The 24,802-nt window shown below is 62.8% G+C and carries 26 protein-coding genes; 12 read left to right on the plus strand and 14 right to left on the minus strand.

All coding sequences use genetic code 11. The features are described from left to right. Window positions 1–251: 251 nt before the first annotated feature. Both J4E63_RS29280 and J4E63_RS29285 read right to left on the minus strand, forming a co-directional pair. The gene (locus tag J4E63_RS29280; protein ID WP_207284067.1) at window positions 252–1,457 is read right to left on the minus strand and encodes an MFS transporter; all 1,206 of its coding nucleotides are present in this window, start codon (window positions 1,455–1,457) and stop codon (window positions 252–254) included. Window positions 1,458–1,671: 214 nt separating this feature from the next. Further along, entirely contained in the window at window positions 1,672–2,868 is a 1,197-nt protein-coding gene (locus tag J4E63_RS29285) for a class I SAM-dependent rRNA methyltransferase (protein ID WP_060740176.1), read from the minus strand. A 191-nt stretch (window positions 2,869–3,059) separates the two neighbouring features. Here J4E63_RS29285 and J4E63_RS29290 point away from each other — a divergent pair, with 191 nt between their 5' ends. From J4E63_RS29290 to J4E63_RS29300, 3 genes are read left to right on the plus strand one after another with little or no spacing between them, the layout of a single operon-like run. Then, complete coding sequence (locus J4E63_RS29290; RefSeq protein ID WP_192262654.1) at window positions 3,060–3,875, plus strand: HDOD domain-containing protein; 816 nt, start codon at window positions 3,060–3,062, stop codon at window positions 3,873–3,875. A 30-nt stretch (window positions 3,876–3,905) separates the two neighbouring features. Beyond that, window positions 3,906–4,718 carry a bifunctional DNA-formamidopyrimidine glycosylase/DNA-(apurinic or apyrimidinic site) lyase gene (gene mutM, locus J4E63_RS29295; protein WP_060740178.1) on the plus strand — a complete coding sequence of 271 codons (813 nt, stop codon included), beginning with the start codon at window positions 3,906–3,908 and terminating at the stop codon, window positions 4,716–4,718. A 55-nt stretch (window positions 4,719–4,773) separates the two neighbouring features. Next, window positions 4,774–5,094, plus strand: a complete 321-nt coding sequence (locus J4E63_RS29300; protein WP_060740179.1) for a hypothetical protein — start codon at window positions 4,774–4,776, stop codon at window positions 5,092–5,094. 154 nt (window positions 5,095–5,248) lie between these two features. Here J4E63_RS29300 and J4E63_RS29305 read toward each other — a convergent pair whose 3' ends face one another. The 5 genes from J4E63_RS29305 to J4E63_RS29325 form a co-directional block, all read right to left on the minus strand. Next, complete coding sequence (locus J4E63_RS29305; protein WP_060740180.1) at window positions 5,249–5,500, minus strand: YfhL family 4Fe-4S dicluster ferredoxin; 252 nt, start codon at window positions 5,498–5,500, stop codon at window positions 5,249–5,251. Between the two features lie 133 nt (window positions 5,501–5,633). After that, a complete protein-coding gene (gene coaD / locus J4E63_RS29310; protein ID WP_003177462.1) occupies window positions 5,634–6,113 on the minus strand; it encodes a pantetheine-phosphate adenylyltransferase in 480 nt (159 codons plus the stop codon). Between the two features lie 115 nt (window positions 6,114–6,228). Beyond that, the gene (locus tag J4E63_RS29315) at window positions 6,229–7,824 is read right to left on the minus strand and encodes a GMC family oxidoreductase (protein WP_207284068.1); all 1,596 of its coding nucleotides are present in this window, start codon (window positions 7,822–7,824) and stop codon (window positions 6,229–6,231) included. Window positions 7,825–7,972: 148 nt separating this feature from the next. Continuing rightward, the gene (locus tag J4E63_RS29320) at window positions 7,973–8,518 is read right to left on the minus strand and encodes a twin-arginine translocation pathway signal protein (RefSeq protein WP_207284069.1); all 546 of its coding nucleotides are present in this window, start codon (window positions 8,516–8,518) and stop codon (window positions 7,973–7,975) included. 27 nt (window positions 8,519–8,545) lie between these two features. Continuing rightward, a complete protein-coding gene (locus J4E63_RS29325) occupies window positions 8,546–9,985 on the minus strand; it encodes a coniferyl aldehyde dehydrogenase (RefSeq protein ID WP_207284070.1) in 1,440 nt (479 codons plus the stop codon). A gap of 148 nt (window positions 9,986–10,133) precedes the next feature. Here J4E63_RS29325 and J4E63_RS29330 point away from each other — a divergent pair, with 148 nt between their 5' ends. Together J4E63_RS29330 and J4E63_RS29335 are read left to right on the plus strand one after the other, a co-directional pair. Next, window positions 10,134–10,805, plus strand: coding sequence for a TetR/AcrR family transcriptional regulator (locus J4E63_RS29330; RefSeq protein ID WP_060740184.1), 672 nt, complete (start codon window positions 10,134–10,136; stop codon window positions 10,803–10,805). 33 nt (window positions 10,806–10,838) lie between these two features. After that, window positions 10,839–11,693 carry a sulfurtransferase gene (locus tag J4E63_RS29335; RefSeq protein WP_207284071.1) on the plus strand — a complete coding sequence of 285 codons (855 nt, stop codon included), beginning with the start codon at window positions 10,839–10,841 and terminating at the stop codon, window positions 11,691–11,693. A gap of 131 nt (window positions 11,694–11,824) precedes the next feature. Here J4E63_RS29335 and J4E63_RS29340 read toward each other — a convergent pair whose 3' ends face one another. The 6 genes from J4E63_RS29340 to J4E63_RS29360 all read right to left on the minus strand — a co-directional run bounded on the left by J4E63_RS29340 (window position 11,825) and on the right by J4E63_RS29360 (window position 17,859). Continuing rightward, the gene (locus J4E63_RS29340; RefSeq protein ID WP_259333607.1) at window positions 11,825–12,661 is read right to left on the minus strand and encodes an IS3 family transposase; all 837 of its coding nucleotides are present in this window, start codon (window positions 12,659–12,661) and stop codon (window positions 11,825–11,827) included. Further along, complete coding sequence (locus J4E63_RS31040) at window positions 12,658–12,915, minus strand: transposase (RefSeq protein WP_237140769.1); 258 nt, start codon at window positions 12,913–12,915, stop codon at window positions 12,658–12,660. The genes J4E63_RS29340 and J4E63_RS31040 overlap by 4 nt, the downstream gene beginning before the upstream one ends. A gap of 464 nt (window positions 12,916–13,379) precedes the next feature. After that, window positions 13,380–14,378: a hydrolase gene (locus J4E63_RS29345; protein WP_207284072.1), complete on the minus strand. Its 999-nt coding sequence runs from the start codon at window positions 14,376–14,378 to the stop codon at window positions 13,380–13,382. 31 nt (window positions 14,379–14,409) lie between these two features. Continuing rightward, on the minus strand, window positions 14,410–15,021 hold the full coding sequence (rsmD, locus tag J4E63_RS29350; RefSeq protein WP_060740186.1) for a 16S rRNA (guanine(966)-N(2))-methyltransferase RsmD: 612 nt from the start codon (window positions 15,019–15,021) through the stop codon (window positions 14,410–14,412). Then, window positions 15,021–16,511: a pitrilysin family protein gene (locus J4E63_RS29355; RefSeq protein WP_207284073.1), complete on the minus strand. Its 1,491-nt coding sequence runs from the start codon at window positions 16,509–16,511 to the stop codon at window positions 15,021–15,023. Before J4E63_RS29355 ends, rsmD begins: the two co-directional genes overlap by 1 nt. Further along, complete coding sequence (locus J4E63_RS29360; RefSeq protein ID WP_207284074.1) at window positions 16,504–17,859, minus strand: pitrilysin family protein; 1,356 nt, start codon at window positions 17,857–17,859, stop codon at window positions 16,504–16,506. Before J4E63_RS29360 ends, J4E63_RS29355 begins: the two co-directional genes overlap by 8 nt. Before the next feature lie 343 nt (window positions 17,860–18,202). Between J4E63_RS29360 and ftsY the strand changes: the two genes are divergently transcribed. From ftsY to rpoH, 4 genes are all read left to right on the plus strand, one after another. Continuing rightward, window positions 18,203–19,636 carry a signal recognition particle-docking protein FtsY gene (ftsY, locus tag J4E63_RS29365; RefSeq protein WP_207284075.1) on the plus strand — a complete coding sequence of 478 codons (1,434 nt, stop codon included), beginning with the start codon at window positions 18,203–18,205 and terminating at the stop codon, window positions 19,634–19,636. Then, window positions 19,633–20,304, plus strand: coding sequence for a cell division ATP-binding protein FtsE (ftsE, locus tag J4E63_RS29370; protein ID WP_060740190.1), 672 nt, complete (start codon window positions 19,633–19,635; stop codon window positions 20,302–20,304). The genes ftsY and ftsE overlap by 4 nt, the downstream gene beginning before the upstream one ends. Next, window positions 20,301–21,323 carry a permease-like cell division protein FtsX gene (ftsX, locus tag J4E63_RS29375; protein WP_092203093.1) on the plus strand — a complete coding sequence of 341 codons (1,023 nt, stop codon included), beginning with the start codon at window positions 20,301–20,303 and terminating at the stop codon, window positions 21,321–21,323. Before ftsE ends, ftsX begins: the two co-directional genes overlap by 4 nt. A 112-nt stretch (window positions 21,324–21,435) precedes the next feature. After that, window positions 21,436–22,290, plus strand: a complete 855-nt coding sequence (rpoH, locus tag J4E63_RS29380) for an RNA polymerase sigma factor RpoH (protein ID WP_003177476.1) — start codon at window positions 21,436–21,438, stop codon at window positions 22,288–22,290. A gap of 197 nt (window positions 22,291–22,487) precedes the next feature. On the opposite strand, the gene mtgA is transcribed toward rpoH, so the two are convergent. After that, window positions 22,488–23,210: a monofunctional biosynthetic peptidoglycan transglycosylase gene (mtgA, locus tag J4E63_RS29385; RefSeq protein ID WP_207284076.1), complete on the minus strand. Its 723-nt coding sequence runs from the start codon at window positions 23,208–23,210 to the stop codon at window positions 22,488–22,490. 73 nt (window positions 23,211–23,283) lie between these two features. Here mtgA and J4E63_RS29390 point away from each other — a divergent pair, with 73 nt between their 5' ends. The 3 genes from J4E63_RS29390 to J4E63_RS29400 all read left to right on the plus strand — a co-directional run bounded on the left by J4E63_RS29390 (window position 23,284) and on the right by J4E63_RS29400 (window position 24,795). After that, a complete protein-coding gene (locus J4E63_RS29390) occupies window positions 23,284–23,655 on the plus strand; it encodes a DUF423 domain-containing protein (protein WP_192262661.1) in 372 nt (123 codons plus the stop codon). A gap of 90 nt (window positions 23,656–23,745) precedes the next feature. Beyond that, the gene (gene thiS, locus J4E63_RS29395) at window positions 23,746–23,946 is read left to right on the plus strand and encodes a sulfur carrier protein ThiS (protein ID WP_060740194.1); all 201 of its coding nucleotides are present in this window, start codon (window positions 23,746–23,748) and stop codon (window positions 23,944–23,946) included. A 54-nt stretch (window positions 23,947–24,000) separates the two neighbouring features. Then, window positions 24,001–24,795, plus strand: a complete 795-nt coding sequence (locus J4E63_RS29400) for a thiazole synthase (protein ID WP_060740195.1) — start codon at window positions 24,001–24,003, stop codon at window positions 24,793–24,795. The last annotated feature ends 7 nt before the right edge of the window (window positions 24,796–24,802 follow it).

The following is a 24,802-nucleotide window of genomic DNA, read 5'->3' on the forward strand; positions in this document are numbered from 1 at the left end:
TAATCAGGTACTTATCAGGTATCAATGGGGAAGTGAGCTTCTGTCGACGTCTGGAGCACCCGGGTTTGGCCGTGTGTCCGGAAGTGGCCGATGACTTTGCAGGATCGCTGCGCGCCTCGGCATGAGCTCATAAACCCGCCGGGGATGAATGGCGATGAATGCCACGATTCTACACCGCTGGCGCCAGGATGAAATGACGCAAAGCGCTGATCGGGCGCCAATGTCGTGCACGGGATGACGACTGGCAGGGTTCAGCCGGTCAACAACCCCCTGTCACGCTGTCGGACCAGGGCATTGAGCGCCAGCCCCAGCAGGCTGAGCAGGACCAGGCACAGGGCCAGGGTGAGCTGCAAGTCCAGCGGGGTGAGGCTGATCGCGGCACTGGTCAGCCCGCCGACGATGAAGATCAGCACACTGCCGGCGGAGGCGGACGTGCCGGCCCGCCCAGGAAATCTGTTCATGGCTTGGGTGTGGGCGGCTGCGCGGGCAATGGTCGTTCCGGTGGTGCACACGATCATGGGCAGTAACAGGGTGGTGACTGACAAACCCAGGTGATTGGCAAGCCCCAGCATCAGGAGGCCTGCGGCGAGGATCAGGACCAGCCCCGTGATGATTTGCGTCTGTGGATCGATTCGATTGCTCAGCACGGACGCTACCGCGCCCCCGCCGATGTAGGCCAGCCCATAGCCCAGCAGCGCCAGGGAAAAAGCCTCGGGGGAGAGGCGCAACTGGTCGATCAGGACCAGCGGCGAAATGACGATGAACGAAAAGTGGCAGGAAAAAGCCAGCGCCGAGGTTAACCAATAGGCCATGAAGCTGAAGTCGCCGCAGACCTTTCGATAGGAGGCGATGAAATCCAGGCGCCTGGGTTGGCTGTCTGCCACAGGGCGTTGAAGTAAACGACTGGCGCTGATGAATGCACCGATTGCCAGGGCAATGAACACCAGGAAGCTGCCTCGCCAGCCCATCCAGCTTTGCAGCCCGGTGCCGGCCAGGGGCGAAACGGAAATGAAAATCCCCCCGCAGGTGACCAGAAAGATCCGCAGGCGCTGCTGTTCCCGACCGGTGAACAGGTCTTGGATCAGCGCTTGGGACAGTACGAAGCAACCGCATCCCAAGGCCTGGACGACACGCAAGAACAGAAAGGCCCCGTAACCGTCGGCGAGCACGCAACCGGCGGCTCCAACGGCGGAAACGGTGATTCCGATCAACAGCAGGTTTTTTCGTCCCATGACGTCGGAGAGCGGGCCGACCAGCAGTTGGGAAAGGGCAATCCCCACCGCGAACAGGCTGACAGACAGGGCAATGTCCGCGGATGAGCGTTCGAAATGCTCGGACAGGGCGGGGAACGAGGGCAGCACGACATCGATGGGAAAGACGCCGAGCAGTGTCAGCGTCAGCAACAAGCCGACGGTGGCTGGTTTGCGGGCAGCCAGGCGATTTTGCGGATCAGTCATTGACGAGGTCCAAGGCGTACCTGAGGGGCGCTTTCAATCCTAATGCGTCATGCCCGCCAGGCGCGGGGAGATTGAGTAGGAAGGCTCTGGTAATTGCGTGGGAGTTCTCCTGCGGACTTATTCAGACGTGCAAAAAAAATCGCAGCCGAGGCCGCGATCAGAATGCGATTCGAGTGCGCGGGGCGCAGCGCTGCGGCACTGGCCCCGCCCGGTGTCAGCTGTTGGGCAACAACCGGCAGGTGATGCTCTTGATGTAGCGGGTCTCGGCGATGGCCGGGTGTACCGGGTGGTCTGGCCCCTGGCCGCCGCGTTCGAGCAGTTGGATGTTGCGGTCCAGATGACGGGCACTGGTCAGCAGGATGTTTTGCAGGTCGTCTTCGGGCAGGTGCATCGAGCACGACGCGCTGACCAGGATGCCGTCCTTGCTGAGCAGGCGCATGGCTTGCTCGTTGAGACGGCGATAGGCGCCTTCGCCGTTCTTCAGGTCCTTCTTGCGCTTGATGAAGGCCGGTGGGTCGGCCACGATCACGTCGAAGCGTTCTTCGCTGGCCTTGAGCTCTTTCAGGGCCTCGAACACGTCGCCTTCGATGCAGGTCAGCTTCTCGGCGAAGCCGTTCAACGCGGCGTTGCGCTCGACACCGTCGAGGGCGAAGGCCGAGGCATCGACGCAGAATACTTCACTGGCGCCGAACGCCGCGGCTTGCACGCCCCAGCCGCCGATGTAGCTGAACAGGTCCAGCACGCGCTTGCCCTTGGCGTACGGGGCCAGGCGTGCGCGGTTCATGCGGTGGTCGTAGAACCAGCCGGTTTTCTGGCCTTCCATGACCGGCGCTTCGAATTTCACACCGTTCTCTTCCAGGGCCACCCATTCCGGCACCAGGCCGAACACGGTCTCGACGTAGCGGTTCAGGCCCTCGGCGTCACGGGCCGCGGAGTCGTTCTTGAACAGGATGCCGCTGGGCTTGAGCACCTGGGTCAGGGCGGCGATCACGTCGTCCTTGTGGGCTTCCATGGTGGCCGAGGCGATCTGCACCACCAGGATGTCGCCGAAACGGTCGACCACCAGGCCTGGCAACAGGTCGGAGTCACCGTAGACCAGGCGATAGAACGGCTTGTCGAACAGCCGCTCGCGCAGGGACAACGCCACGTTGAGGCGATGCACCAGCAGGGATTTGTCCAGCGGCAGCTTCACGTCACGGGACAGCAGCCGGGCGCAGATCAGGTTGTTGGGGCTCATCGCAACGATGCCCAACGGCTTGCCGCCGGCGGCTTCGAGGACGGCCTGGTCGCCGGCCTTGAAGCCGTGCAGGGGCGTGGCGGCCACATCGATTTCGTTGCTGTAGACCCACAGGTGGCCGGCGCGCAGGCGACGGTCGGCGTTGGCTTTGAGGCGCAGGCTAGGCAGGGACATGACGTCGCTCCGGAAAAAAGAGCGGGAGTATACCGTGTTGCAAGGGTTGACGGGCTTGAAGGACGATCGGTGGCCCGGCGGTGTATCGGATCCATCTTTAAGGGTTAGAATCCCCGCCTGACCCGGAGTGTGTACTCATGTCCAAAGAACTTTCCGCCGAACAGATCCAACAGTCCCTGCAAGGGATCAGTGTGCCGCCCCAGCCGCAGATCATGGTGGATCTGCAGATGGAGCAGTACATGCCCGACCCGGACCTGGAGACTATCGCCAAGTTGATCTCCCAGGACCCGGGTCTCTCGGGAGCCTTGCTCAAGATCGTCAACTCGCCCTATTACGGCCTGCGCAACAAGATCACCTCGATCCAGCGCGCGGTGAACCTGCTGGGCAGCCGTTCGATCATCAACCTGATCAATGCGCAGTCGATCAAGGGCGAGCTGCACGACGACGCCATCGTGACCCTGAACCGTTTCTGGGATACGGCCCAGGACGTGGCGATGACCTGCCTGACCCTGGCCAAGCGCGTCGGCTTGGAGAACGGTGACGAAGCCTATGCCTTGGGGTTGTTCCACGACTGCGGCGTGCCGTTGATGCTCAAGCAGTTCCCCAACTACATGAGCGTGCTGGAGGAGGCCTACGCCAGTGCCAGCGCCGAGTGCCGGGTGGTGGACACCGAGAACCGCGTGTTCAACACCAACCATGCGGTGGTCGGTTACTACACCTCCAAATCCTGGCGCCTGCCGGATCACGTCAGCCAGGCGATCGCCAACCACCACAATGCCCTGGCGGTCTTCAGCGACGACTCTTCACGCAACAACAGCCAGTTGAAAAACCTGCTGGCGATCCTGAAGATGTCCGAGAACATCTGTGCGTCCCACCGGGTGCTCGGCAACCAGGCCGAAGACCACGAGTGGGATAGCGTCGGGAGCCTGGTGCTCGACTACATCGGTTTGTCGGAATACGACTTCCAGACCCAGAAACAGGAAATTCGCGACCTCGCCTCTCGTTGAGTGCGTGGCGTCGCCTGACGCGAGAACCTCATGCCAGAACTGCCGGAAGTCGAAACCACCCGTCGCGGCATCGCGCCCCATCTTGAAGGCCAGCGGGTCAGTCGCGTGGTGGTCCGTGACCGCCGCCTGCGCTGGCCGATCCCGGAAGATCTCGACGTGCGGCTCTCGGGCCAGCGCATCGTGCAGGTGGAGCGGCGGGCCAAGTACCTGCTGATCAATGCCGAGGTCGGCACGTTGATCAGCCATCTGGGCATGTCCGGCAACCTGCGGCTGGTGGAGGTCGGCATGCCGGCCCTCAAGCATGAGCACGTGGACATCGAGCTGGAGTCCGGCCTGGCCTTGCGTTACACCGACCCTCGGCGCTTCGGCGCGATGCTCTGGAGCCTCGACCCGCTCAATCACGAGCTGTTGATTCGCCTCGGCCCCGAGCCACTGACCGACCTGTTCGATGGCGAACGGCTGTTCCAGCTGTCGCGGGGGCGTTCCATGGCGGTCAAGCCGTTCATCATGGACAACGCGGTGGTGGTGGGCGTGGGCAATATCTACGCGACCGAGGCGCTGTTCGCCGCCGGGATCGACCCGCGTCGGGCCGCCGGAGGCATTTCCCGGGGGCGTTACCTGAAGCTGGCGATCGAGATCAAGCGCATCCTCGCCCATGCCATCGAGCGCGGCGGCACCACGTTGCGGGATTTCATCGGTGGGGACGGCCAGCCCGGCTATTTTCAGCAGGAGCTGTTCGTCTACGGCCGGGGCGGGGAATTGTGCAAGGTCTGTGGCACGGGGCTGCGGGAGATCCGCCTGGGCCAGCGCGCCAGTGTCTGGTGCCCACGCTGCCAGAGCTGATTCGTCCGACGGTCTATAGTCAGTAGTCATATTGATTTAGCCGAAGGATCGCCCGATGAAACCGCTTCGACCTGTCGTTCTAGCGCTGCTGCTGAGTGTCGGTTTGCCTGCCCTGGCAAACAGCGGCAGCGGCGACCCACGCTACACCATCCAGAATCCGCCGGCCTTCGCCATGCTCGGTGACCTGCTGATCGCCCGCCCGCTGCTGCTCGCCGCTACGGTGATCGGGGCTGGGGCATTCGTGGTGTCGTTGCCCTTTACCGCGCTGGGCGGCGGGGTCGGCGATGCGGGGAAGGCGTTGGTGGTGGACCCGGCCAGGGCCACGTTCGTGCGGTGCCTGGGGTGTGTGGGGGAAGGGTTTGAGCGGCAGGAGTGAGGCGGGCAGCTGGATCTTGGGTGTTGCTGCTGGCCTCATCGCGAGCAAGCTCGCTCCCACAGGGATCTGCTGCGGTTACACCATTCGTGCCTGAAGCAAAGCTCCTGTGGGAGCGAGCTTGCTCGCGATGGGGCCTGTGGGGCCGCCTAAAAGCTCAATCCTTGCCAGTAATCTTGCGATATTTCGCCATCAACTGCTCTTCAGTCTCCGGATGAGCCTCGTCCAGCGGGATGCAATCCACCGGGCAAACCTGCTGGCACTGGGGTTCGTCGTAGTGACCGACGCACTGGGTGCACAGGTTCGGGTCGATGACGTAGATCTCCTCGCCTTGGGAAATGGCCTCGTTCGGGCATTCGGGTTCGCAGACGTCGCAATTGATGCAGTCGTCGGTGATGATCAGGGACATGCAGGCTCCTGCCGGGGCGTTGGGTCCGGGCATCTGAAAACGTATGGGCGCAATTGTGCCGCATTGGCGAGCGCAGTGCACGCGGGCGCGATGGACTGCGTTGCGCTGCGAGGTGGCTCGCAGCGCCTGCCGGTCATTTCTTGAAGCGCAGGGTCAGCGCATCGGCCACGGCCGGGTGGACAAACTTGGTGATATCACCGCCCAACGCCGCAATTTCCCGTACCAGGGTCGAGGAAATGAAGGAGTAGCGCTCCGACGGCGTCAGGAACAGGCTCTCGACGTCCGGTGCCAGTTGGCGGTTCATGTTGGCCAGTTGGAACTCGTACTCGAAGTCCGAGACCGCACGCAGGCCGCGCAGGAACACATTGGCGTTCTTTTCCTTGGCAAAGTGGGCCAACAGCGTCGAGAAGCCGACCACTTCCACGTTGGGCAGGTGCTTGGTGACCTCGCGGGCCAGTTCCACACGTTGCTCCAGCGGGAACAGCGGGTTCTTCTTCGGGCTGGCGGCGACGGCAATGATCACGTGGTCGAACAGGCGCGCGGCGCGTTCGACCAGATCGCCATGGCCCTTGGTAATAGGGTCGAAGGTACCTGGGTACAACACTCGGTTCATCGCGTCGTCCTGGCGGGAGTCCGTTGGGGAGTCGGATGGTATCGCAGCCTTCTCGGTCGGCCAAGTCGGCTGTTGGATAAGAAAGCACTATAGACGCTGCGAATAATCCGGATATTCATGGGTTTTTCAGGCGTTCGGCCAGGGCTGTCGCCAATTGTGCGGTCAGCCCGTACACCGATAATTGCGGGTTGGCGCCGATGCTGGTGGGGAACAGCGAGCCGTCATGGATCGACAGGTTGCCCAGTTGATGATGGCGGCCCAGGCTGTCGGTGACGGCGGTTTTCGGGTCTTCCCCCATGGCGCAGCCACCCATCACGTGGGCACTGCCCAGGCGCGTGCGGTACAAGGCCAGGTCGAGCCCGTCGATCAGCGTGCGGGCCTCGGCCAGGGTCTTCACGTAGCGGGCGTCGTTGTGCAGGGGCATCACCGCCTTGGCGCCGCCGGCGAATTGTATTTCGGCCATGCTGTGGAAGGCCCGGCGCAAGCCGTTCCAGGTATACGGCGAAACGGGGTAGTCGAGTACGGGCGTGCCGTCGCTGCGCAACTCGACGCGGCCGCCGGGGCTGTCCGGGTGAAAACCGTCGCGCAGCAGTGCCAGCATGGCGTGGGTGTGAGGCAGCCGGGACATGTGCAAGGCGTTCTCGGGGCCGAACCCGCCCAACAGCGTGGCGGCGAGCGCCGGGTGCAAGGGCGGGACTTCGAGCTTGTAGGACATCTTGCCGGTGGTTCCGTCCTGCCATTGGAAGTGATCCGAATAAATCGATTGCGGCGCACCGTAGAACGGGTTGATGACCTCGTCGAATTGCCCGGCGGACATGTTCACCAAGTGCAGGAAGGTGCGTTTGCCCACACGTTCGTGCGGGTCCGGCGCAGCGGAGCGCAACAGCAGGCCGGGGCTGTTGAGGCCGCCGCCCGCCAGCACGTAGTGCCGTGCCTTGACGGTGATGCGCCGACCGGTGGGCGCCACGCAACGCTCGTCCATGGCCTGGCACTCGAGGCCGGCAACGGCATCGTTCTTGATCGTCAGGCGTTCGGCCCGCGCCAGGTAAAGCAGCGCGCCACCCTTGTCCAGTGTGGCCGGGATGGTGGTGACCAGCATCGACTGCTTGGCGTTGGTCGGGCAGCCCATGCCGCAATAGCCCAGGTTCCAGCAGCCGCGCACGTTGCGCGGGATGACGTGCCAGGCGTAGCCCAATTGTTCACAGCCTTTGCGGATCACGTCGTTGTTGGCGTTGGGCGGAACCAGCCACGGCGCCACGCCCAGGCGTTGTTCCATCTGCGCAAACCAGGGCGCCATTTCAACGCGGCCGTGGCCCTTGACGTTGTGCTCGGCGGCCCAGTGATCGAGGGTCTGGTCGGGCGTGCGGAAGCTGGAGGTCCAATTGATCAGCGTCGTGCCACCGACGGCCCGGCCCTGGAGAATGGTGATGGCGCCGTCCTTGCTCATGCGCCCGAGGCCTTCCTGGTAAAGGCTGCTGTAGGCCTGGTCTTCGAGCAGCTTGAAGTCATGGCTGGTCTTGAGCGGCCCTTCCTCGATCAGCAACACCCGGTAGCCGGCAGCACTGAGGATTTCCGCCGTGGTGCCGCCACCGGCACCGCTGCCGATGATTGCCACGTCGGCTTCCAGAGTCAGGTCCTCGGTCAACTGCGCGCCGTTGTAGGTGGTCCAGCCACGGGCCAGGCCTTCGCGGAAGGGATCGGGTACGGGCATGTTCTGGGCTCTCTTATTGTTTTGAGGTAGCGATAGACCCCTTGTGGGAGCGAGCTTGCTCGCGATAGCGGTGTATCAGTCAATCGATAGGTGGCTGATGTGACGCTATCGCGAGCAAGCCCGCTCCCACAGGGGTTGGTTCTGGTTTTCAAACCGTTGGCGGCCCCGGATACCCGCAATGCGCCCAGGCTTCGGATTGGGTGTACCAGGCCATCATCACCAATTGCAGCAACGAGCAGTGACCTTGCTGTAGCAGATCCAGCGAACTGTTTTCCCACCGCGCGAGGAACTGGCGGATGTCATCGGCGCTGGCGTTTTCCCACGCCCCCCAGACCCCGGTCAGTGGCCCGCGGGTAACGCCCAGCGTGAGCACATCGAACAACTGGTGCGTGAGCTTGAGCATGGCGGGGGACAGGTGGGCCAGGCTTTTGTCCAGGCTGCCCAGGGTCGCGTCAATGGCGGCAGGGTTCTGCCCGACGGCCACTGCGCCGTCCAGCATCACGGGGATGACGGCGCGTAAAAACGCCAGGTCGCTGTCGCGCAGGGCCGTCAGGCCGGCGGCCGGCTGGCTTGGCGAACAACCGCTCAGGCTGGCGCCCATCCCGACGGTGGCCAGGAAGGCGCTGGCGCCGAGGCTGAATTTCAGCAGGCCGCGCCGTGACAGCGCGGGGGTATCGGTGAGGCTGGCGTTCATGATTGTGATTACCCGGGCAGACACGCGTCAGCGGACAAACAGCTTCTGAATCAGTTTCTGCAAGGGTTTGCCGTAGGGCGGATAAATCAGCTTCGCCGCGTTGAATCGCTGTTTGGTCAGTACGCCCTTGGCTTTGCTGAAGGTCAGGAAGCCTTCATGCCCGTGGTAATGCCCCATTCCCGAGGGCCCGATGCCGCCGAACGGCATGTCATCCTGGGCGACATGCAACAGCGTGTCGTTCAGGCAGACGCCGCCGGAATGGGTTTCGTGGAGCACGCGATGCTGTTCGGCCTTGTTGTAGCCGAAGTAGTAGAGCGCCAGCGGGCGGGGTCGCTGATTGATGTAGGCAAACGCCTGGTCCAGATGGTCATAGGGCACGATGGGCAGCAGTGGACCGAAGATCTCGTCTTGCATGACGGTCATCTCATCGTTGACGTTGAGCAGCAGGCTGTGGGCCATGCGGCGACCCTGGCCTTGCTCGAACAGCTCGAACAGCTCGATCAGCAACGCGCCCTTGCCGGTGGCGTCGCTGATGTAGCCATTGAGCCGCGCCAGTTGCCGTTCGTTGATGATGGCGGTGTAGTCCGGGTTGTCCGCCAGGGTCGGATAAAACCCGCGAACCGCCTCGCGATACGCTTCGACGAATTCACCGACGCGGTTCTGCGGCACCAGCACATAGTCCGGGGCGACACAGGTTTGCCCGGCATTCAGGGTTTTGCCGAAGGCAATGCGTTCGGCGGCGTCCTTGATGGGTACATCGACCGACACGATGGCCGGCGATTTCCCACCCAGCTCCAGGGTGACCGGGGTCAGGTTTTCGGCAGCGGCCCGCATGACATGCTTGCCGATGCTGGTGGCGCCGGTGAACAACAGGTGATCGAAGGGCAACTTGGAAAACGCCATGCCGACCTCCGCCTCGCCGAGCACCACGCACACCAGGTCCTGGGGGAAGACCCGGGCGAGCAATTGCTTGAGCAGCAAGCCGGTCGCCGGTGTCGATTCGCTGAGCTTGAGCATCACCCGGTTGCCCGCCGCCAACGCCCCGACCAACGGCCCGATGGCCAGGAACAGCGGGTAGTTCCACGGCACGATGACCCCGACCACGCCCAACGGCTGATAGATCACTTTGGCTGAGGCCGGTTGAAAGGCCATGCCCACCTTGCGTCGGGAGGGTTTCATCCAGCCCTGGAGGTGCCGGCTGGCGTAATGGATGCCGTGCAGGCTCGGCATCAGCTCGGCCAACAGTGTCTCGTCGGCGCTACGGTGGCTGAAATCCTGGCTGATGGCATCGATCAAGGCTTGCCGTTCGTTGCTCAATACCTCGCGCAGTGCCTTGAGCCATTGTCGGCGCTGTTCGGCCGGTGGCATCGGATGGGCGGCGTAGGCCTGGCGCTGGGCATCGAAGAGCGACCGCAGCTCGTCCAGTTGTTGTTGAGACTCGTGCAGGTAGGCCACGTCGGCAGGCATCGTCAGGCACCGGATATTATTAGAGTGGGTGTTTTCTAGAGCTTATACTCTAGAAAGTCAATGGCATCCGCAACGGCTGTGGGTTTTTCCTGTGACCGATAGGTCGTAAGATGCCGATCAATTCCTTCGTCGAATTAAAGCCCAAACCATGGCCCCACGAATGAAAACCAGCGAGCGCATCGTGCAAAACAGCCTCGAGCTGTTCAACCAACAGGGTGAGCGCAGCGTCAGCACCAATCACATCGCCGCCCACATGGACATGTCCCCGGGCAACCTCTATTACCACTTCCCCAACAAGCAGGCGATCATCGCCGTGCTGTTCAGTGAATACGAGAACCTGGTAGACAGCTTCCTGCGTCCGCCCCAGGGCCGGGCGGCCACGGTGGATGACAAGCGCTTCTACCTGCAGGAGCTGCTGGCGGCCATGTGGCGCTACCGCTTCCTGCACCGGGACCTGGAGCATCTGCTCGACAGCGATCCGGACCTTGCGGCCCGCTATCGTCGGTTTTCCCAGCGCTGCCTGATCCACGGCACCGCGATCTACGAAGGTTTCGTTGCCGCTGGCATCCTGAAGATGGACCGGGTGCAGATCGAGTCTCTGACCCTCAACGCCTGGATCATCCTCACGTCCTGGGTGCGGTTCCTGTGCACCACGCGGGAAAATTTCAGCCACCTGAGTGAGCAGGCCATCAAGCGCGGCGTCTATCAGGTGCTGGTGCTGGAAGCCGGTTTCGTGACCGATCAGGCCCGCGAAGCGGTGGATGCACTGTTCAAGGAATATTACGTCCCCCTGGCCCAGACCCTGGAGGAAGGGCAGTAGGATCGATCCCCGACTTAGCCACAGGAGCTCACCATGCCCATCGCGCAACTCATCAGCCCCCAAGCCCTCGAACAGCGGCGATCACGGCCCGGGCTGGTCATCCTCGACTGTCGTTTTGCCCTGGAAGACCCGGATTACGGCCAACGCAGTTATGCCGAGGGCCACATTGCCGGGGCGTCGTTCGCGGACCTTGAGCGCGACCTGAGCGGGCCGGTGACCAAAGGCGTGACCGGGCGCCATCCGCTGCCCGAGCCCGAAGCCTTGGTCGAGCGCCTCAGGGCTTGGGGGCTCGATAACGACAGCGACGTCGTGCTGTACGACGACGGCCCCGGCGCTTATGCCGCGCGGGCCTGGTGGTTGCTGGCCTGGCTGGGCAAGCGCGATGGCGTGTCCATCCTCGACGGTGGGCTCAAGGCCTGGCATGCCGCTGGCTTGCCGTTGAGCCTGGATCCGCCGCAGCACAGTCGTGGGACTTTCACGGGGGCGCCGGATGCGAGCTTGTTGATCAATGCGCAAGCGCTGCAACAACGCCTCGGCGAATCGGCCATGACCCTGCTGGATGCCCGGGCGTTGCCGCGCTTCAAGGGCGAAGTCGAGCCGATCGACCCGGTGGCCGGGCATATCCCGGGCGCCCAGTGCGCAGCGTTCACCGACAACCTGGGCGCCGATGGACGCTTCTTGCCGGCCGCCCAGCTCAAGCAACGCTTCGCCGAAAAACTGGGCGAGCGCTCGCCCACCGAACTGGTGGCGTACTGCGGCTCCGGCGTGACGGCGTGCCATAACCTGTTCGCCTTGTGCCTGGCAGGGTATCCCTTGGGGCGGCTGTACGCCGGCTCGTGGAGTGAATGGATCAATGATCCCCAGCGGGGCGTGGCGAAGGGCGAATAGCCCAGCCCCTAACCAATGTGGGAGCGAGCTTGCTCGCGATAGCGGTGTGCCAGGCAACTTCAATGTCGCTGCCCCACCGCTATCGCGAGCAAGCTGAACTGGTCAACTAATTTTGGACACCAGTTACGGTTTCATGCTGCCAGTTTCTCCATAGCTACCGGCGACCGGTAGTCGTTGTAGCTATGGAGTCTGACGTTGTTGTAACGCATCACATAACGCTGCACATCCACGCGGGCTTCATGCTCCGAGCTGTAGCCATCTTCTGGCACCCACTCCGACTTCAGGCTCCCAAAGAAACGCTCCATCGGGGCGTTGTCCCAGCACTCACCTTTGCGACTCATGCTTTGCAGGAGTCCATGCTTGCGCATTTCATTCCTGAATTTGTGGCTGGTGTATTGGCAGCCTTGATCGGAATGAAACAGCACCTCTTTTGGGCAACCTCGCAATTGCACCGCCATTCGCAACGCTTCGCAGGTCAGCGAGGCATCGGAAATCATTGAAAACGACCAGCCCACGATCCGGCGAGCAAACAGATCCAGCACCGCCGCGAAATACATCCAGCGCTTGCCGACCTTGATGTACGTCACATCGCCACACCACACCTGGTTGATCGCCGTGACATCAAACTTGCGCTTGAGCACGTGCGGCGCCACCAACGCTTCCACGCCGGAAGATTTGTACTTGTGCCGCCGGCGCTGACGACTGGCAACACCGGCTTCGCGCATCAAGCTGCGAGCCATATGCCGCCCGACACGATGTCCCTTTGCTTGCAGCTCCTTGGAAAGGGTGCGAGACCCCGCGGATGCTCTGGACTCCTTGTGATGCTCGACCAGCACGGCTTTAAGTTTCTCCCGCTCGGGCTTCACTTTGCCTTGGCGCTGACGCCAGGCGTAAAAGCTGCTGCGGTTGACTCCAAACGCCCGACAGCAATTGTTAATGCCGTACTGCTCGTCCAGCTCATTGATCAACGAGAATGATCTTTGGAGTCCAAAAGCAGGAGAGCACTGGCCTTTTTTAGGATTTCAATGTCCAGGTCTTTTTGCCTGAGCAACGCTTTGAGCTGCTGAATTTCACGCTGATCAGCGGTAATCGCCTTGGCGCCCACCGGGGTCGAACCCAAGCGTTCCTTGCGAACCTGATCGACCCAGCGGCGAAGCGCCGTGGGCCCAATATCCAGGCTGGCGCAGACTTCGGGAACCGACTGTCCCTCGTCCAGCACCATGCTGGCCGCTTTGAGTTTGAACTCACTGGAGTAAGATTTACGCATAACCAAAACACCTCAGATTTGGGCGCCATCATAGCGCCCGATTGAAGTGTCCAAAATCATTAGGCCAGTTCAAGCTCGCTCCCACAGGGAGTTCCTGGTGAACGCTGAACCGGTGAACACCCCAAAAAAATGTGGGAGCGAGCTTGCTCGCGATGACGGTGTGCCAGGCAACTTCAATGTCGCTGTCCCGCCGCTATCGCGAGCAAGCTCGCTCCCACAGGGGATGCCTGGCGAACGCAGAACCGGTGAATACCCCAAAAAAATGTGGGAGCGAGCTTGCTCGCGATGACGGTGTGCCAGGCAATTTCAATGTCGCTGTCCCGCCGCTATCGCGAGCAAGCTCGCTCCCACAGGGGATTCTTGGTGAACGCTGAACCGGTGAACACCTCCCACAGGGGATTTGTGTTGTCTGCAAATGGTCAGCCGCGCCTCAGGCCGGCCAGCCAATCGGGAATCCGCCGCTCCAGGTAATACCCCGGGCGCCGCAGGGTTCCGTCGACAAACCCGACATGCCCGCCCCGGGCGTGCAGTTCAAGTCGGGTCGAGGTGGATAACTCGCCGGGTTCGGGCAGGCTGTGGGGAAACACAAAAGGATCGTCGGCGGCCTGGATGACCAGGGTCGGCGTGCTGATGCTCGCCATGAAATAGCGGCTGGAGGCGCGGCGGTAGTAGTCCGCCGCATCGGAGAACCCGTGCAGCGGTGCCGTCACTCGGCCGTCAAAGTCCCAGAAGGTGCGCATGTTCTCCAGCGGGCCAAGGGCCGCCAGGGTCGCCAGGCCTTCGTGGCGTCCGTCGTGTTGGAACTGGCGTTGCTTGTTGCGCACATAGGCCACCATCTGTCGCATGAAGTGCGCCTGGTAGAACTTGGAAAATCCCTGGCCGATGCGATCGGCGCACTGGTCGAGGCGAAACGGTACCGAGACCGCCACCGCCCCTTGCAACTGGCTGTCGCGGCCGGCTTCTCCCAAGTGCTTGAGCAACACATTGCCGCCCAGTGAATAACCCACCGCAAACAGTGGCGCCAAGGGCCGCCTGGCGCGCAAGTGAGTGATGGCGGCGGCCAGGTCTTCGCTGACGCCCGAGTGGTAGCTGCGGGGCAACAGGTTCGGCTCGCCCGAGCAGCCGCGCCAGTTCAAGGCCGCGCTGGCCCAGCCCTGGCGGCCGAGCGCCTGCTGCAACCCGGCCACGTAAGGCGAGTTGGAAGAGCCGGTCAGCCCGTGCAGCACCAGCACCAGTGGCACCTCGGCGCTGTGGGGGCCGTGCCAGTCGAGGTCGAGGAAATCACCGTCTTCCAGCCACAGGCGCTCGCGTTGACGCTCGATGTGGGTGGTCTGGCGCCACAAAGGGCCCCACAAGGTTTGCAGGTGCGGGTTGCCAAGGCCCGGGGCAGGGACGAAACGTTCAGATGCGGCGGACATCATTATTATTCTCGATGCACTGGTCAGCCGTTCAGCCAATGTCCTTTGGCAAACGCTGCCACAACGCGTAGTACACCCGTCCGGATTTCTGCTCGCGGTGCAAGCGCCAGTTGCCCGGCAAGCCCAGGGTGGACGGGGCAGTCTCGCTTTCAGTGTAGACCCAGGCATCCTCGGCCAGCCAGTGACGCTCCTCGAGCAAGGCGCAGACCGTCGGCAACAGGTTCTGGTTGAAAGGAGGGTCCAGGAACACCAGGTCGAAAGGCGTTGCCGGTTGGCTGTCCAGGTAGCGCAGCGCGTCGGCGGTCTGCACCTGACCGACGGTGCAACGCAGGGTGCCCAGGTGTTCCTTGAGGCTGGAGACCGCCAGGTTGCTGGCATCCAGCGCCTGGCCCATGGCGGCGCCACGGGACAGGGCCTCGAGAAACAGTGCGCCGCTGCCGGCGAACGGATCGAGCACCCGGGCGCCTGCCACGTAGGGCGCGAGCCAGTTGAACAGGGTTTCCCGCACGCGGTCCGGGGTGGGGCGCAACCCCGGGGCATCCGGGAAACTCAGGCGCCGGCTGCGCCATTCGCCGCCGATGATGCGCAACTGGTTCACACCGTTGTGCACAGGTTTCTTGCTGGAATTCGATGGGCGGGCCATTAGTGCTCCGGAACCCCGAGCGGCTGCTCGGCAGGTTTGTCAGTAGGGGGCGGCAACGGCTTTTGCGGCACGCTCGGGCCGGCGGTGACGATGACCATTTTGTCAGTGCTCAGGTGTTTGTTCAGCGCGGCCTTGACCTGCTCGACCGTCAGTTCCTGGGACTGGCGCATGAAATCTTCCAGGTAGCTGAGCGGCAAGTCATAGAACCCCATGGCGCCGAGCTGGCCGACGATGTCGGCATTGCTGGCGGTGGACAGTGGGAAGCTGCCCGCCAACTCACGCTTGGCGTCATCGAGTTCTTTCTGGGTCGGACCGTTCTTGAGGTAGTCGGCGAACACGTCCTGCACCAGTTTCAAGGTGCCCTCGCTCATCTCGGCACGGGTCTGCAGGTTGATCATGAACGGGCCGCGGGCCTGCATCGCCGTGAAGCCGGAGTACACGCCGTAGGTCAGGCCGCGTTTTTCGCGGACTTCAGTCATCAGCCGCGTGCCGAAGCCACCGCCGCCGAGGATCTGGTTGCCCAGGGACACCGCGGCATAGTCCGGATCGTCGCGGTCGATGCCCAATTGCGCGAGCATCAGGTTGGTCTGCTTGGACGGGAACTCGATGTGGCCGATGCTCGCCTTCGGTTCCACCGGTGCCGGGGTTTTCGCCAGGGCCGGGCCTTTGGGCAGCGCGGCGGCGACCTGGCTGGCAATCGCTTCGGCTTCGGCGCGGGACAAGTCCCCCACCAGTGCAATCACTGCGTTGCCGGCGGCATAGGCCTTGGCGTGGAAAGCCCGGGCCTGGGCCAGGGTGATCGGTGGGATGCTGTCGGCGGTGCCGTCGCTGGAATGGGCATAAGGATGCTCGCCGTAGAGGCGCTTCATCAGTTCCAGGCCCGCCAGTTTGCCGGGGTTCTGCTTCTGGTACTCGAAGCCGGCGAGCATCTGGTTCTTGATCCGGGCGAAGGAGTCGGCGGGGAAGGTCGGTTTGCCGACGACTTCGGCGAACAGCTTCAATGCCGGCTCACGCTTGTCGGCTGCGCTGAGACTGCGCAGGGACGCCACGGCCATGTCCCGATAGGCGCCGTTGCCGAAGTCCGCGCCGAGGCTTTCGAAGCCTTGGGCGATGGCGCTGACGTCCTTGCCGGCCACGCCTTCGTTGAGCATGGCGTTGGTCAGCAGAGCGAGGCCGGGGGCGTCGCCGTCCTGGCTGCTGCCGGCGGCGAAGGTCAGGCGCAGGTCGAACATCGGCAATTCCCGGGCTTCGACGAACAGCACCTTGGCGCCGTCAGCGGTTGTCCAGGTTTGCACGTCGAGCTGGCGCCGACTGGGGGCCTTGTCGTTCAGTTCGGCCAAGGATTGCAGCTTGTTGCCGGACTTGGCCTTGTCCAATGCCTGGCTGGCGTTGGAGTTGCTGGACGGCGACAAGTAAAAGGCCAGGGCGCCGGCCAGGGCGATCAGTACCAGGCCGATCGGCACCAGGCGCGATGATTTGCGCTCACTCATGAGCTTTCTCCTCGGGCAGGACGTGCGCAACGCTCAGGCGCGAGCGGGTGAAATACAGCTGGGCTGCCTTCTGGATGTCTTGCGGGGTCACGCTTTGCAGTTCGGCGAGTTCGGTGTCCATCAGCTTCCAGGACAAGCCGACGGTTTCCAGCTGGCCGATGGCGGTGGCCTGGCTGGTGATCGAGTCGCGCTCATACACCAGGCCGGCGATGACCTGGGCGCGCACGCGTTCCAGTTCGTCGGCGGTCGGGGCGGTGGTTTTCAACTGCTCAAGCAAGCGCCACAAACCTGCTTCTGCCTGGGCGAGGGTTTTGTTTTTCTGCGTGTTGGGCGTCGCCGACAAGGTGAACAACGAGTCGCCGCGGGTGAAGGCGTCGTAGCTCGACGAGCCGCCGGACACTAATTCTTCGCCGCGCTCCAGTTGGGTCGGGATCCGGCCGCTGTAGCCGCCGTCCAGCAGGGCCGAGATCAGCCGCAACGCGTTGACCGATGCCTTGTCCGTCGCGGTGGCGATGCTCGGCACGTTGAAGGCCAGCATCACGCTGGGCAGTTGGGTCTGCACATGCAGGGTGATCAGGCGCTCGCCGGGTTCGGCCAGTTCCAAGGGGATTTTCGCGACCGGCACCGCGCGCCGGGCAATCGGGCCGAAATAACGCTGGGCCAGGGACTTGACCTCCTCCGGCGTCACGTCGCCAACCACCACCAGGGTCGCGTTGTTCGGGGTGTACCAGGACTCGTACCAGTGACGCAGTTCCTCGACGGTCATCCGGTCCAGGTCGGCCATCCAGCCGATGGTCGGCGTGTGGTAGCCGCTGGCCGGGTAAGCCATGGCCTGGAAACGCTCGTAGGCCTTGGACATGGGCTTGTCGTCGGTGCGCATGCGGCGCTCTTCCTTGATCACCTCGATCTCGCGGCTGAATTCCTCCGGCGGCAGGCGCAGGCTGGCCATGCGGTCGGCTTCCAGTTCGAAGGCCACGCCCAGGCGGTCGCGGGCCAGCACCTGGTAGTAGGCGGTGAAGTCGTCGCTGGTGAAGGCGTTCTCTTCGGCACCGAGGTCGCGCAGGATCAGCGACGCTTCGCCGGGGCCGACTTTTTCACTGCCCTTGAACATCATGTGCTCAAGGGCGTGGGACAAACCGGTCTGGCCTGGCGTTTCGTAGCTGGAACCCACCTTGTACCAGACCTGGGACACCACCACCGGCGCACGATGGTCTTCGCGCACGACGACCTTCAGGCCGTTGTCGAGGGTGAATTCATGGGTGGGTTGTGGGTCGGCAGCCAGGGCTGAAAGAGGCAGACAAACTGTGCTGAGCAGCAGGCCTGCGGCGCGGCGGGCAAGAGCATTCATTCGTGTTTAAACCTGTTGGGTTGCCTGCTAGGTCTTAGCCTCGGCAGGCGAGGAGGTGCTAGGATACTGATCCGTTTTACTGGCGGCCACGCCTATCGGGCCTTTTATCGGCCCGGGGTTGTCTGGGTTCTGCGGAGAAACCCCGGGTTTGCTCGTTGATCCCGGCGTTTTCGCCGATGATGCCGTACCAGTCCTTCGAAAAAATCGACTTTGAGGCGTCCTGGGACGCTTCGACAAAATGTTGCGCGTGAACAAGCTGGATGAAACGCAGTCTGTTCAGCATTGAATATTTATCACCGAGGCGCCCTCGTGGCGCGTCGCTACCGTGAGATAGCCGTCCTCCATGTTTGGTTCCAACGACGACAAGAAGACCCCAGCCGCGGCTGGCGAGAAAAAAGGCCTGTTCGGATGGCTGCGCAAGAAGCCGCAGGATACCGTCGTCGAACAGCCGCAAGCGCTGCCTGAGCCCGCCGCCGAGGCAGTGGCCGAAGAGGCCGCGCCCATTGTCCTGCCGATCGCCGAGCCGGTGCTGCAACCGGTCGAGCCTGAGCCCGTTGCCGAGCCGATGGCCGAGCAGCCGCTGACCCCGCCCGCCGAACAAACGCCCTGGCTGACCTTGCCGGTGGCGGAAGAGCCCGTCGCGCTGGTCGAGGAAACGGCGCCTCATATCACCCCGCCGATTCCAGCGCCGACACAGGTTGTCGAGGCGCCAGTCGTCGAAGCTGTCATTGAACCGCCAGCCGCCGTCGTTGCCCCCGTGGTTGCGCCTGCCGCACCCGAGCCGGCACCTGCCGTGCTGGAAACCATGGCCCCCGTCGAGCCCGTCCGTAGCGCTGAGGAAAACAAGGTCGGCTTCTTCGCCCGCCTCAAGCAGGGCTTGTCCAAGACCAGCGCCAGCATCGGCGAAGGCATGGCCAGCCTGTTCCTGGGCAAGAAAGTCATCGACGACGAATTGCTCGAGGACATCGAAACCCGCCTGCTGACCGCCGATGTCGGCGTCGAGGCCACCTCGGTGATCATCCAGAGCCTGACCCAGAAGGTCGCACGCAAGCAGCTGACCGACGCCGACGCCCTGTACAAATCCCTGCAGGGCGAGCTGACCAGCCTGCTCAAGCCGGTGGAAAAGCCGCTGGTGATCGCCTCGCAGAACAAGCCGTTCGTGATCCTGGTCGTTGGCGTCAATGGTGCCGGCAAGACCACCACCATCGGCAAGCTGGCCAAGAAGCTGCAACTCGAAGGCAAGAAAGTCATGCTCGCCGCCGGCGACACCTTCCGCGCCGCCGCGGTCGAACAACTGCAAGTGTGGGGCGAGCGCAACAAGATCCCAGTGATCGCCCAGCACACCGGCGCCGACTCCGCTTCGGTGATCTTCGACGCCGTGCAGGCGGCCAAGGCCCGTGGCATCGATGTACTGATCGCCGACACGGCCGGTCGCCTGCACACCAAAGACAACCTGATGGAAGAATTGAAGAAGGTGCGCCGGGTGATCGGCAAGCTCGACGCCGACGCGCCCCACGAAGTGCTGCTGGTGCTGGACGCCGGTACCGGCCAGAACGCCATCAACCAGGCCAAGCAATTCAACCAGACCGTCGAACTGACCGGGCTGGCCCTGACCAAGCTCGACGGCACCGCCAAGGGCGGGGTGATTTTCGCCCTGGCCAAGCAGTTCGGCCTGCCTATTCGCTACATCGGCGTGGGCGAAGGCATCGACGACTTGCGCACCTTTGAGGCCGAGCCCTTTGTCCAGGCACTGTTTGCCGAACGGGAGCATTCATGATTCGTTTCGAACAGGTCGGTAAACGCTATCCGAACGGTCACGTCGGCTTGCATGAGCTGAGCTTTCGGGTCCGTCGGGGCGAGTTTCTGTTCGTCACCGGCCATTCCGGCGCCGGTAAAAGCACCTTGCTGCGCCTGTTGCTGGCGATGGAGCGGCCTTCCACCGGCAAACTGCTGCTGGCCGGCCAGGACCTGAGCACCATCAGCAATGCCCAGATCCCCTACCTGCGGCGGCAGATCGGTGTGGTGTTCCAGAATCACCAGTTGCTGTTCGACCGCACGGTGTTCAACAACGTGGCGTTGCCGTTGCAGATACTTGGCCTGTCCAAGGCCGAGATCATCAAGCGTGTGGACTCGGCCCTGGAGCGCGTAGCCCTGTCGGACAAGACAGACCTGTACCCGGGCGACCTGTCTACCGGCCAGCAACAACGCGTCGGCATCGCCCGTGCCATCGTCCATCGCCCGGCCTTGCTGCTGGCGGACGAGCCCACCGGTAACCTCGACCCGCGCCTGGCGGCGGAAATCATGGGCGTGTTCGAAGACATCAACCGCTTGGGCACCAGTGTGCTGATCGCCAGTCACGACCTGGCCCTGATCGCCCGCATGCGTCACCGCATGCTCACCTTGCAACGCGGTCGATTGATCGGTGATGGGGAGGCTGGCGCATGAGTGCTACTCGCAGCCCGAAAGTGGCCGAACGCGTGGCCCCGAAGGCCTCCGATCCGCAGCCGCAAAAGAAAAAGCGCGACGATGACGACGGCCCGGACTTCGCCACGCTGTTGCGCGCCTGGATCGAAAGCCATCGCGCCAGCCTGCTGGACAGCCTGCGGCGTCTGGGCAAGCAGCCCATCGGCAGCTTCTTTACCTGCATGGTGATGGCGGTTGCCTTGAGCCTGCCCATGGGCCTGTCATTATTGCTGAGTAATGTGGAGCGCCTGGGCGGCTCCTGGCAGCGCGCGGCGCAGATTTCCCTCTACCTGCAGATGGACGCCAGTCCCGCCGAAGGCCAGGCATTGGGTGAGCAGATCAAGGCGATGCCAGGTGTGGCCGAAGCCGAGTACATCGGCCGCGAGCAGGCGCTGGAAGAGTTCCAGCAACAGTCCGGCCTGGGCGACGCGCTCAAGGAACTGCCGGAGAACCCGCTGCCAGGTGTGGTGCTGGTGACCCCGAACGAGGTCGACAAGCCCGCCCTTGAAGCATTAAGACAAAGACTTTCCGAGTTGCCGAAGGTACAACAGGCGCAACTTGATCTAGTCTGGGTCGAGCGTCTTGCGGCGATCCTCAAGCTCGGCGACCGGTTTGTCTTCGGTCTGACGGTGCTGCTGGTTTCTGCATTACTTTTGGTGATAGGCAATACTATTCGTCTTCATATTGAAAACCGCCGCACCGAGATAGAAGTGATTAAACTCGTCGGCGGTACGGACAGTTATGTACGCAGGCCCTTCCTTTATATGGGGGCGCTGTATGGCTTCGGTGCGGGGATTCTGTCTTGGGGCGTATTGGCGTTTGGCCTGGACTGGCTGAACGATGCGGTAGTGGGGCTGGCCGGTTTGTACGGCAGTGATTTCGCGCTGGCCGGAGTGCCAGTCGCCGACGGTCTGTCGCTCTTGCTTGGCGCGGTGCTGTTGGGTTATATCGGTGCATGGATTGCGGTCGCACGCCACTTGCGTGAGCTTGCGCCAAAATAGTGTTTTTTGCGCGTATTGACCTTTCGGTTTTTGTGGGAACTTGTCTTTGGGTTCCCGGTCAATTTTCGCAGTGCTGAACTGCACGAGTTATGTGAGTCGGAGGTTTTTTCGTATGACCACTTCTTTGCAACCTGCTTATGCTCTGGTCCCGGGTGCGAACCTGGAGGCCTATGTGCACACGGTGAACAGCATTCCCTTGCTGACGCCCGAGCAGGAGCGTGAACTGGCCGAGAGTCTCTATTATGAGCAGGATCTTGAGGCGGCTCGGCAGATGGTGCTCGCCCACCTGCGTTTTGTCGTACATATCGCCCGCAGCTATTCCGGCTACGGGCTGGCCCAGGCCGACCTGATCCAGGAAGGCAACGTCGGCCTGATGAAGGCGGTCAAGCGTTTCAACCCGGAAATGGGTGTGCGCCTGGTGTCGTTCGCCGTGCACTGGATCAAGGCGGAAATCCACGAGTTCATCCTGCGCAACTGGCGCATCGTGAAAGTCGCGACCACCAAGGCCCAGCGCAAGCTGTTCTTCAACCTGCGCAGCCAGAAGAAGCGTCTGGCCTGGCTGAACAACGAAGAAGTCCACCGCGTGGCTGAAAGCCTGGGCGTAGAACCCCGGGAAGTGCGCGAGATGGAAAGCCGCCTGACCGGCCATGACATGGCCTTCGACCCGGCCGCCGAAGCGGACGACGACAGCGCTTTCCAATCGCCGGCCAACTACCTGGAAGACCACCGGTATGACCCGGCGCGTCAACTGGAAGACGCCGACTGGAGCGACAACTCCAACACCAACCTGCACGAAGCCCTGGAAGTGCTGGACGAACGCAGCCGCGACATCCTCTACCAGCGCTGGCTGGCCGAGGAAAAAGCCACGCTGCACGACCTGGCGCAGAAGTACAACGTGTCGGCCGAGCGGATTCGCCAGCTCGAGAAGAGCGCGATGAACAAGCTCAAGGTGTCGATTGCGGCTTGACCTGCGATAGCAGCCATGAAAAACGCCCCGATCAGTGATGATCGGGGCGTTTTTGTTTGTGCCGATGATTTGAATTCACCGCTGACCCTGTGGGAGCGAGCTTGCTCGCGATGAGGCCATTACATTCAACATCAATGTTGACTATCGAACCGTCATCGCGAGCAAGCTCGCTCCCACAAGGGTTTTCAGTGTCTGGGCTACTGCGCCCAAGGCGCTCGCCGCGAACGATTGAGCTCCAGCAGGTAGCTGTCGCCCCCCAGCTGGCTCATCTGCTGGCGAATCCAGCCCGCCCGCCGTAGCACATAGGGGCTCGGCCGGCTGGCGCTCCACTTCCGCGGGTTGGGCAATACCGCCGCTAGCAGGCTGGCCTGTTGCCGGGACAAGGCGTCGGCGCTGGTGCGGAAGTGATGGCGTGCTGCGGCTTCCGCCCCGAACACACCGTCATCCCACTCGACGCTGTTGAGGTACACCTCAAGGATCCGCTGCTTGGGCCAGAGCACCTCGATCAGCGCGGTGAACCAGGCCTCCAGGCCTTTGCGCAGCCAACTGCGGCCCGACCACAGGAACAGGTTCTTGGACACTTGCTGGCTGAGGGTGCTGGCGCCGCGAATCGAACCGCCACGCCCATTGTGAGCGAAGGCGGCCTGGATCGCGCCAATGTCGAAGCCCCAGTGCTCGGGGAATTTCTGATCTTCACCAGCGATCACCGCCACCTTGAGGCTGTCGGAAATCCGGTCCCAAGGCTGCCAGGTGCGTTGCAGGTCGATCGGCTCACCGCCGAACCAGGATTCAACCTTGCGCTCGATCATCAGCGCGGTGAACGGCGGCGGCACCACGCGAAACAGCAGCACCAGCACGACGCTGCCGACGGCGAACCAGAGCAGGGCTTTAAGGAATCGTCGAAACAATAAACGCAGCATAGAGATGGCTTGGCCGAACCCGTCGAGCGGGCCATTATACAGACCCTGCCCACCGAGTCTGACTGGAGTTCCCATGTTGCGTAGCTTTCTGATGCTGGCGGCTTTTTTCGGTTTCACGGGCGTGGCGCTGGGGGCATTTGCCGCCCATGGCCTGAAAAATCGCCTGAGCGCCGATTACCTGGCGATTTTCCACACCGGCGTCACCTACCAACTGGTGCACACCCTGGCGTTGCTGGGCGTTGCGTTGCTGGCCACGCACATTCCCGGACGCGTCGTCACTTGGGCCGGGATTTCGTTTGTCATCGGCATCCTGTTGTTCTCCGGCAGCCTGTACCTGTTGACCCTGACCGGCATCAGCAAGCTGGGCATCATCACCCCGTTGGGTGGCGTGGCGTTCCTGATCGGCTGGTTGTGCCTGGGGCTTGCCGCCTGGCGGCTGGGCTGACCTGCCGGTCCATTTCATGACGAATGGCTTGGGTCGCCCAGACTGATCGGGCTAGAATGCCAGCCCCTAAAAATGATGGCGGCATCCGGCATGCGCATTCAGTTGAACGGCGAACCCCTTGAACTGCCCGACGGTGAAACCGTTGCGGCCCTGCTGACCCGTCTGGAACTGGCTGGACGTCGCGTCGCGGTGGAGCTCAATCTGGATATCGTCCCGCGCAGCCAGCACGCCGAAACCACGTTGAACGACGGCGATTCGGTCGAAGTGGTCCACGCCATCGGTGGCGGCTAGTCGCCTCGGTTTCGCAGCATTTCGCAAGAACCTCACCCCAACAGAGGATTTCCCATGAGCATCGTTCGTAGCGACAAGCCCTTCGTCCTGGCCGGTCGTACCTACCAGTCGCGCTTGCTGGTAGGCACCGGCAAATACCGCGACATGGAAGAAACCCGCCTGGCCATCGAGGCCTCGGGCGCCGAGATCGTGACCGTCGCCGTGCGCCGGACCAACATCGGCCAGAACCCGGGCGAACCGAACCTGCTGGATATCCTGCCGCCGGATCGCTACACCATCCTGCCGAACACCGCCGGTTGCTTCGACGCCATCGAGGCCGTGCGCACCTGCCGCCTGGCTCGTGAACTGCTCGATGGCCACAACCTGGTGAAGCTGGAAGTGCTGGCGGACCAGAAAACCCTGTTCCCCAACGTGATCGAGACCCTCAAGGCCGCCGAAACCCTGGTCAAGGAAGGTTTCGACGTGATGGTCTACACCAGCGATGACCCGATCATTGCCCGTCAGCTGGCGGAAATCGGCTGCATCGCGGTCATGCCGCTGGCCGGCCTGATCGGCACTGGCCTGGGGATCTGCAACCCGTACAACCTGCAGATCATCCTGGAAGAAGCCAAGATCCCGGTGTTGGTGGATGCCGGTGTCGGCACCGCCTCCGACGCCACTATCGCCATGGAGCTGGGCTGCGAAGCGGTGCTGATGAACTCGGCCATCGCCCACGCCCAGCAGCCGGTCCTGATGGCCGAAGCCATGAAGCACGCCATCGTCGCCGGTCGCCTGGCGTACCTGGCCGGCCGCATGCCGAAAAAACTTTACGCCAGCGCCTCCTCGCCGCTGGATGGTCTGATCAAGTAAGAGCCAT

It is taken from the genome of Pseudomonas sp. FW300-N2F2 (assembly GCF_017351655.1).
GTDB classification, from domain to species: Bacteria; Pseudomonadota; Gammaproteobacteria; order Pseudomonadales; family Pseudomonadaceae; genus Aquipseudomonas; species Aquipseudomonas fluorescens_AA.

Bases quoted from the DNA above. Each gene is read 5' to 3' on its own strand.
- ftsE (WP_060740190.1), top strand. From the start codon at position 19,633: ATGATTCGTTTCGAACAGGTCGGTAAACGCTATCCGAACGGTCACGTC.
- J4E63_RS29400 (WP_060740195.1), top strand. From the start codon at position 24,001: ATGAGCATCGTTCGTAGCGACAAGCCCTTCGTCCTGGCCGGTCGTACC.
- ftsY (WP_207284075.1), top strand. From the start codon at position 18,203: ATGTTTGGTTCCAACGACGACAAGAAGACCCCAGCCGCGGCTGGCGAG.
- J4E63_RS29390 (WP_192262661.1), top strand. From the start codon at position 23,284: ATGTTGCGTAGCTTTCTGATGCTGGCGGCTTTTTTCGGTTTCACGGGC.
- rsmD (WP_060740186.1), bottom strand. From the start codon at position 15,021: ATGGCCCGCCCATCGAATTCCAGCAAGAAACCTGTGCACAACGGTGTG.
- J4E63_RS29345 (WP_207284072.1), bottom strand. From the start codon at position 14,378: ATGTCCGCCGCATCTGAACGTTTCGTCCCTGCCCCGGGCCTTGGCAAC.
- J4E63_RS29330 (WP_060740184.1), top strand. From the start codon at position 10,134: ATGGCCCCACGAATGAAAACCAGCGAGCGCATCGTGCAAAACAGCCTC.
- coaD (WP_003177462.1), bottom strand. From the start codon at position 6,113: ATGAACCGAGTGTTGTACCCAGGTACCTTCGACCCTATTACCAAGGGC.
- J4E63_RS29315 (WP_207284068.1), bottom strand. From the start codon at position 7,824: ATGCCCGTACCCGATCCCTTCCGCGAAGGCCTGGCCCGTGGCTGGACC.
- J4E63_RS29285 (WP_060740176.1), bottom strand. From the start codon at position 2,868: ATGTCCCTGCCTAGCCTGCGCCTCAAAGCCAACGCCGACCGTCGCCTG.
- J4E63_RS29355 (WP_207284073.1), bottom strand. From the start codon at position 16,511: ATGAGTGAGCGCAAATCATCGCGCCTGGTGCCGATCGGCCTGGTACTG.
- J4E63_RS29335 (WP_207284071.1), top strand. From the start codon at position 10,839: ATGCCCATCGCGCAACTCATCAGCCCCCAAGCCCTCGAACAGCGGCGA.
- J4E63_RS29325 (WP_207284070.1), bottom strand. From the start codon at position 9,985: ATGCCTGCCGACGTGGCCTACCTGCACGAGTCTCAACAACAACTGGAC.
- J4E63_RS29320 (WP_207284069.1), bottom strand. From the start codon at position 8,518: ATGAACGCCAGCCTCACCGATACCCCCGCGCTGTCACGGCGCGGCCTG.
- mtgA (WP_207284076.1), bottom strand. From the start codon at position 23,210: ATGCTGCGTTTATTGTTTCGACGATTCCTTAAAGCCCTGCTCTGGTTC.
- ftsX (WP_092203093.1), top strand. From the start codon at position 20,301: ATGAGTGCTACTCGCAGCCCGAAAGTGGCCGAACGCGTGGCCCCGAAG.
- mutM (WP_060740178.1), top strand. From the start codon at position 3,906: ATGCCAGAACTGCCGGAAGTCGAAACCACCCGTCGCGGCATCGCGCCC.
- J4E63_RS29360 (WP_207284074.1), bottom strand. From the start codon at position 17,859: ATGAATGCTCTTGCCCGCCGCGCCGCAGGCCTGCTGCTCAGCACAGTT.
- rpoH (WP_003177476.1), top strand. From the start codon at position 21,436: ATGACCACTTCTTTGCAACCTGCTTATGCTCTGGTCCCGGGTGCGAAC.
- J4E63_RS29280 (WP_207284067.1), bottom strand. From the start codon at position 1,457: ATGACTGATCCGCAAAATCGCCTGGCTGCCCGCAAACCAGCCACCGTC.
- J4E63_RS31040 (WP_237140769.1), bottom strand. From the start codon at position 12,915: ATGGTGCTGGACGAGGGACAGTCGGTTCCCGAAGTCTGCGCCAGCCTG.
- J4E63_RS29305 (WP_060740180.1), bottom strand. From the start codon at position 5,500: ATGTCCCTGATCATCACCGACGACTGCATCAATTGCGACGTCTGCGAA.
- thiS (WP_060740194.1), top strand. From the start codon at position 23,746: ATGCGCATTCAGTTGAACGGCGAACCCCTTGAACTGCCCGACGGTGAA.
- J4E63_RS29300 (WP_060740179.1), top strand. From the start codon at position 4,774: ATGAAACCGCTTCGACCTGTCGTTCTAGCGCTGCTGCTGAGTGTCGGT.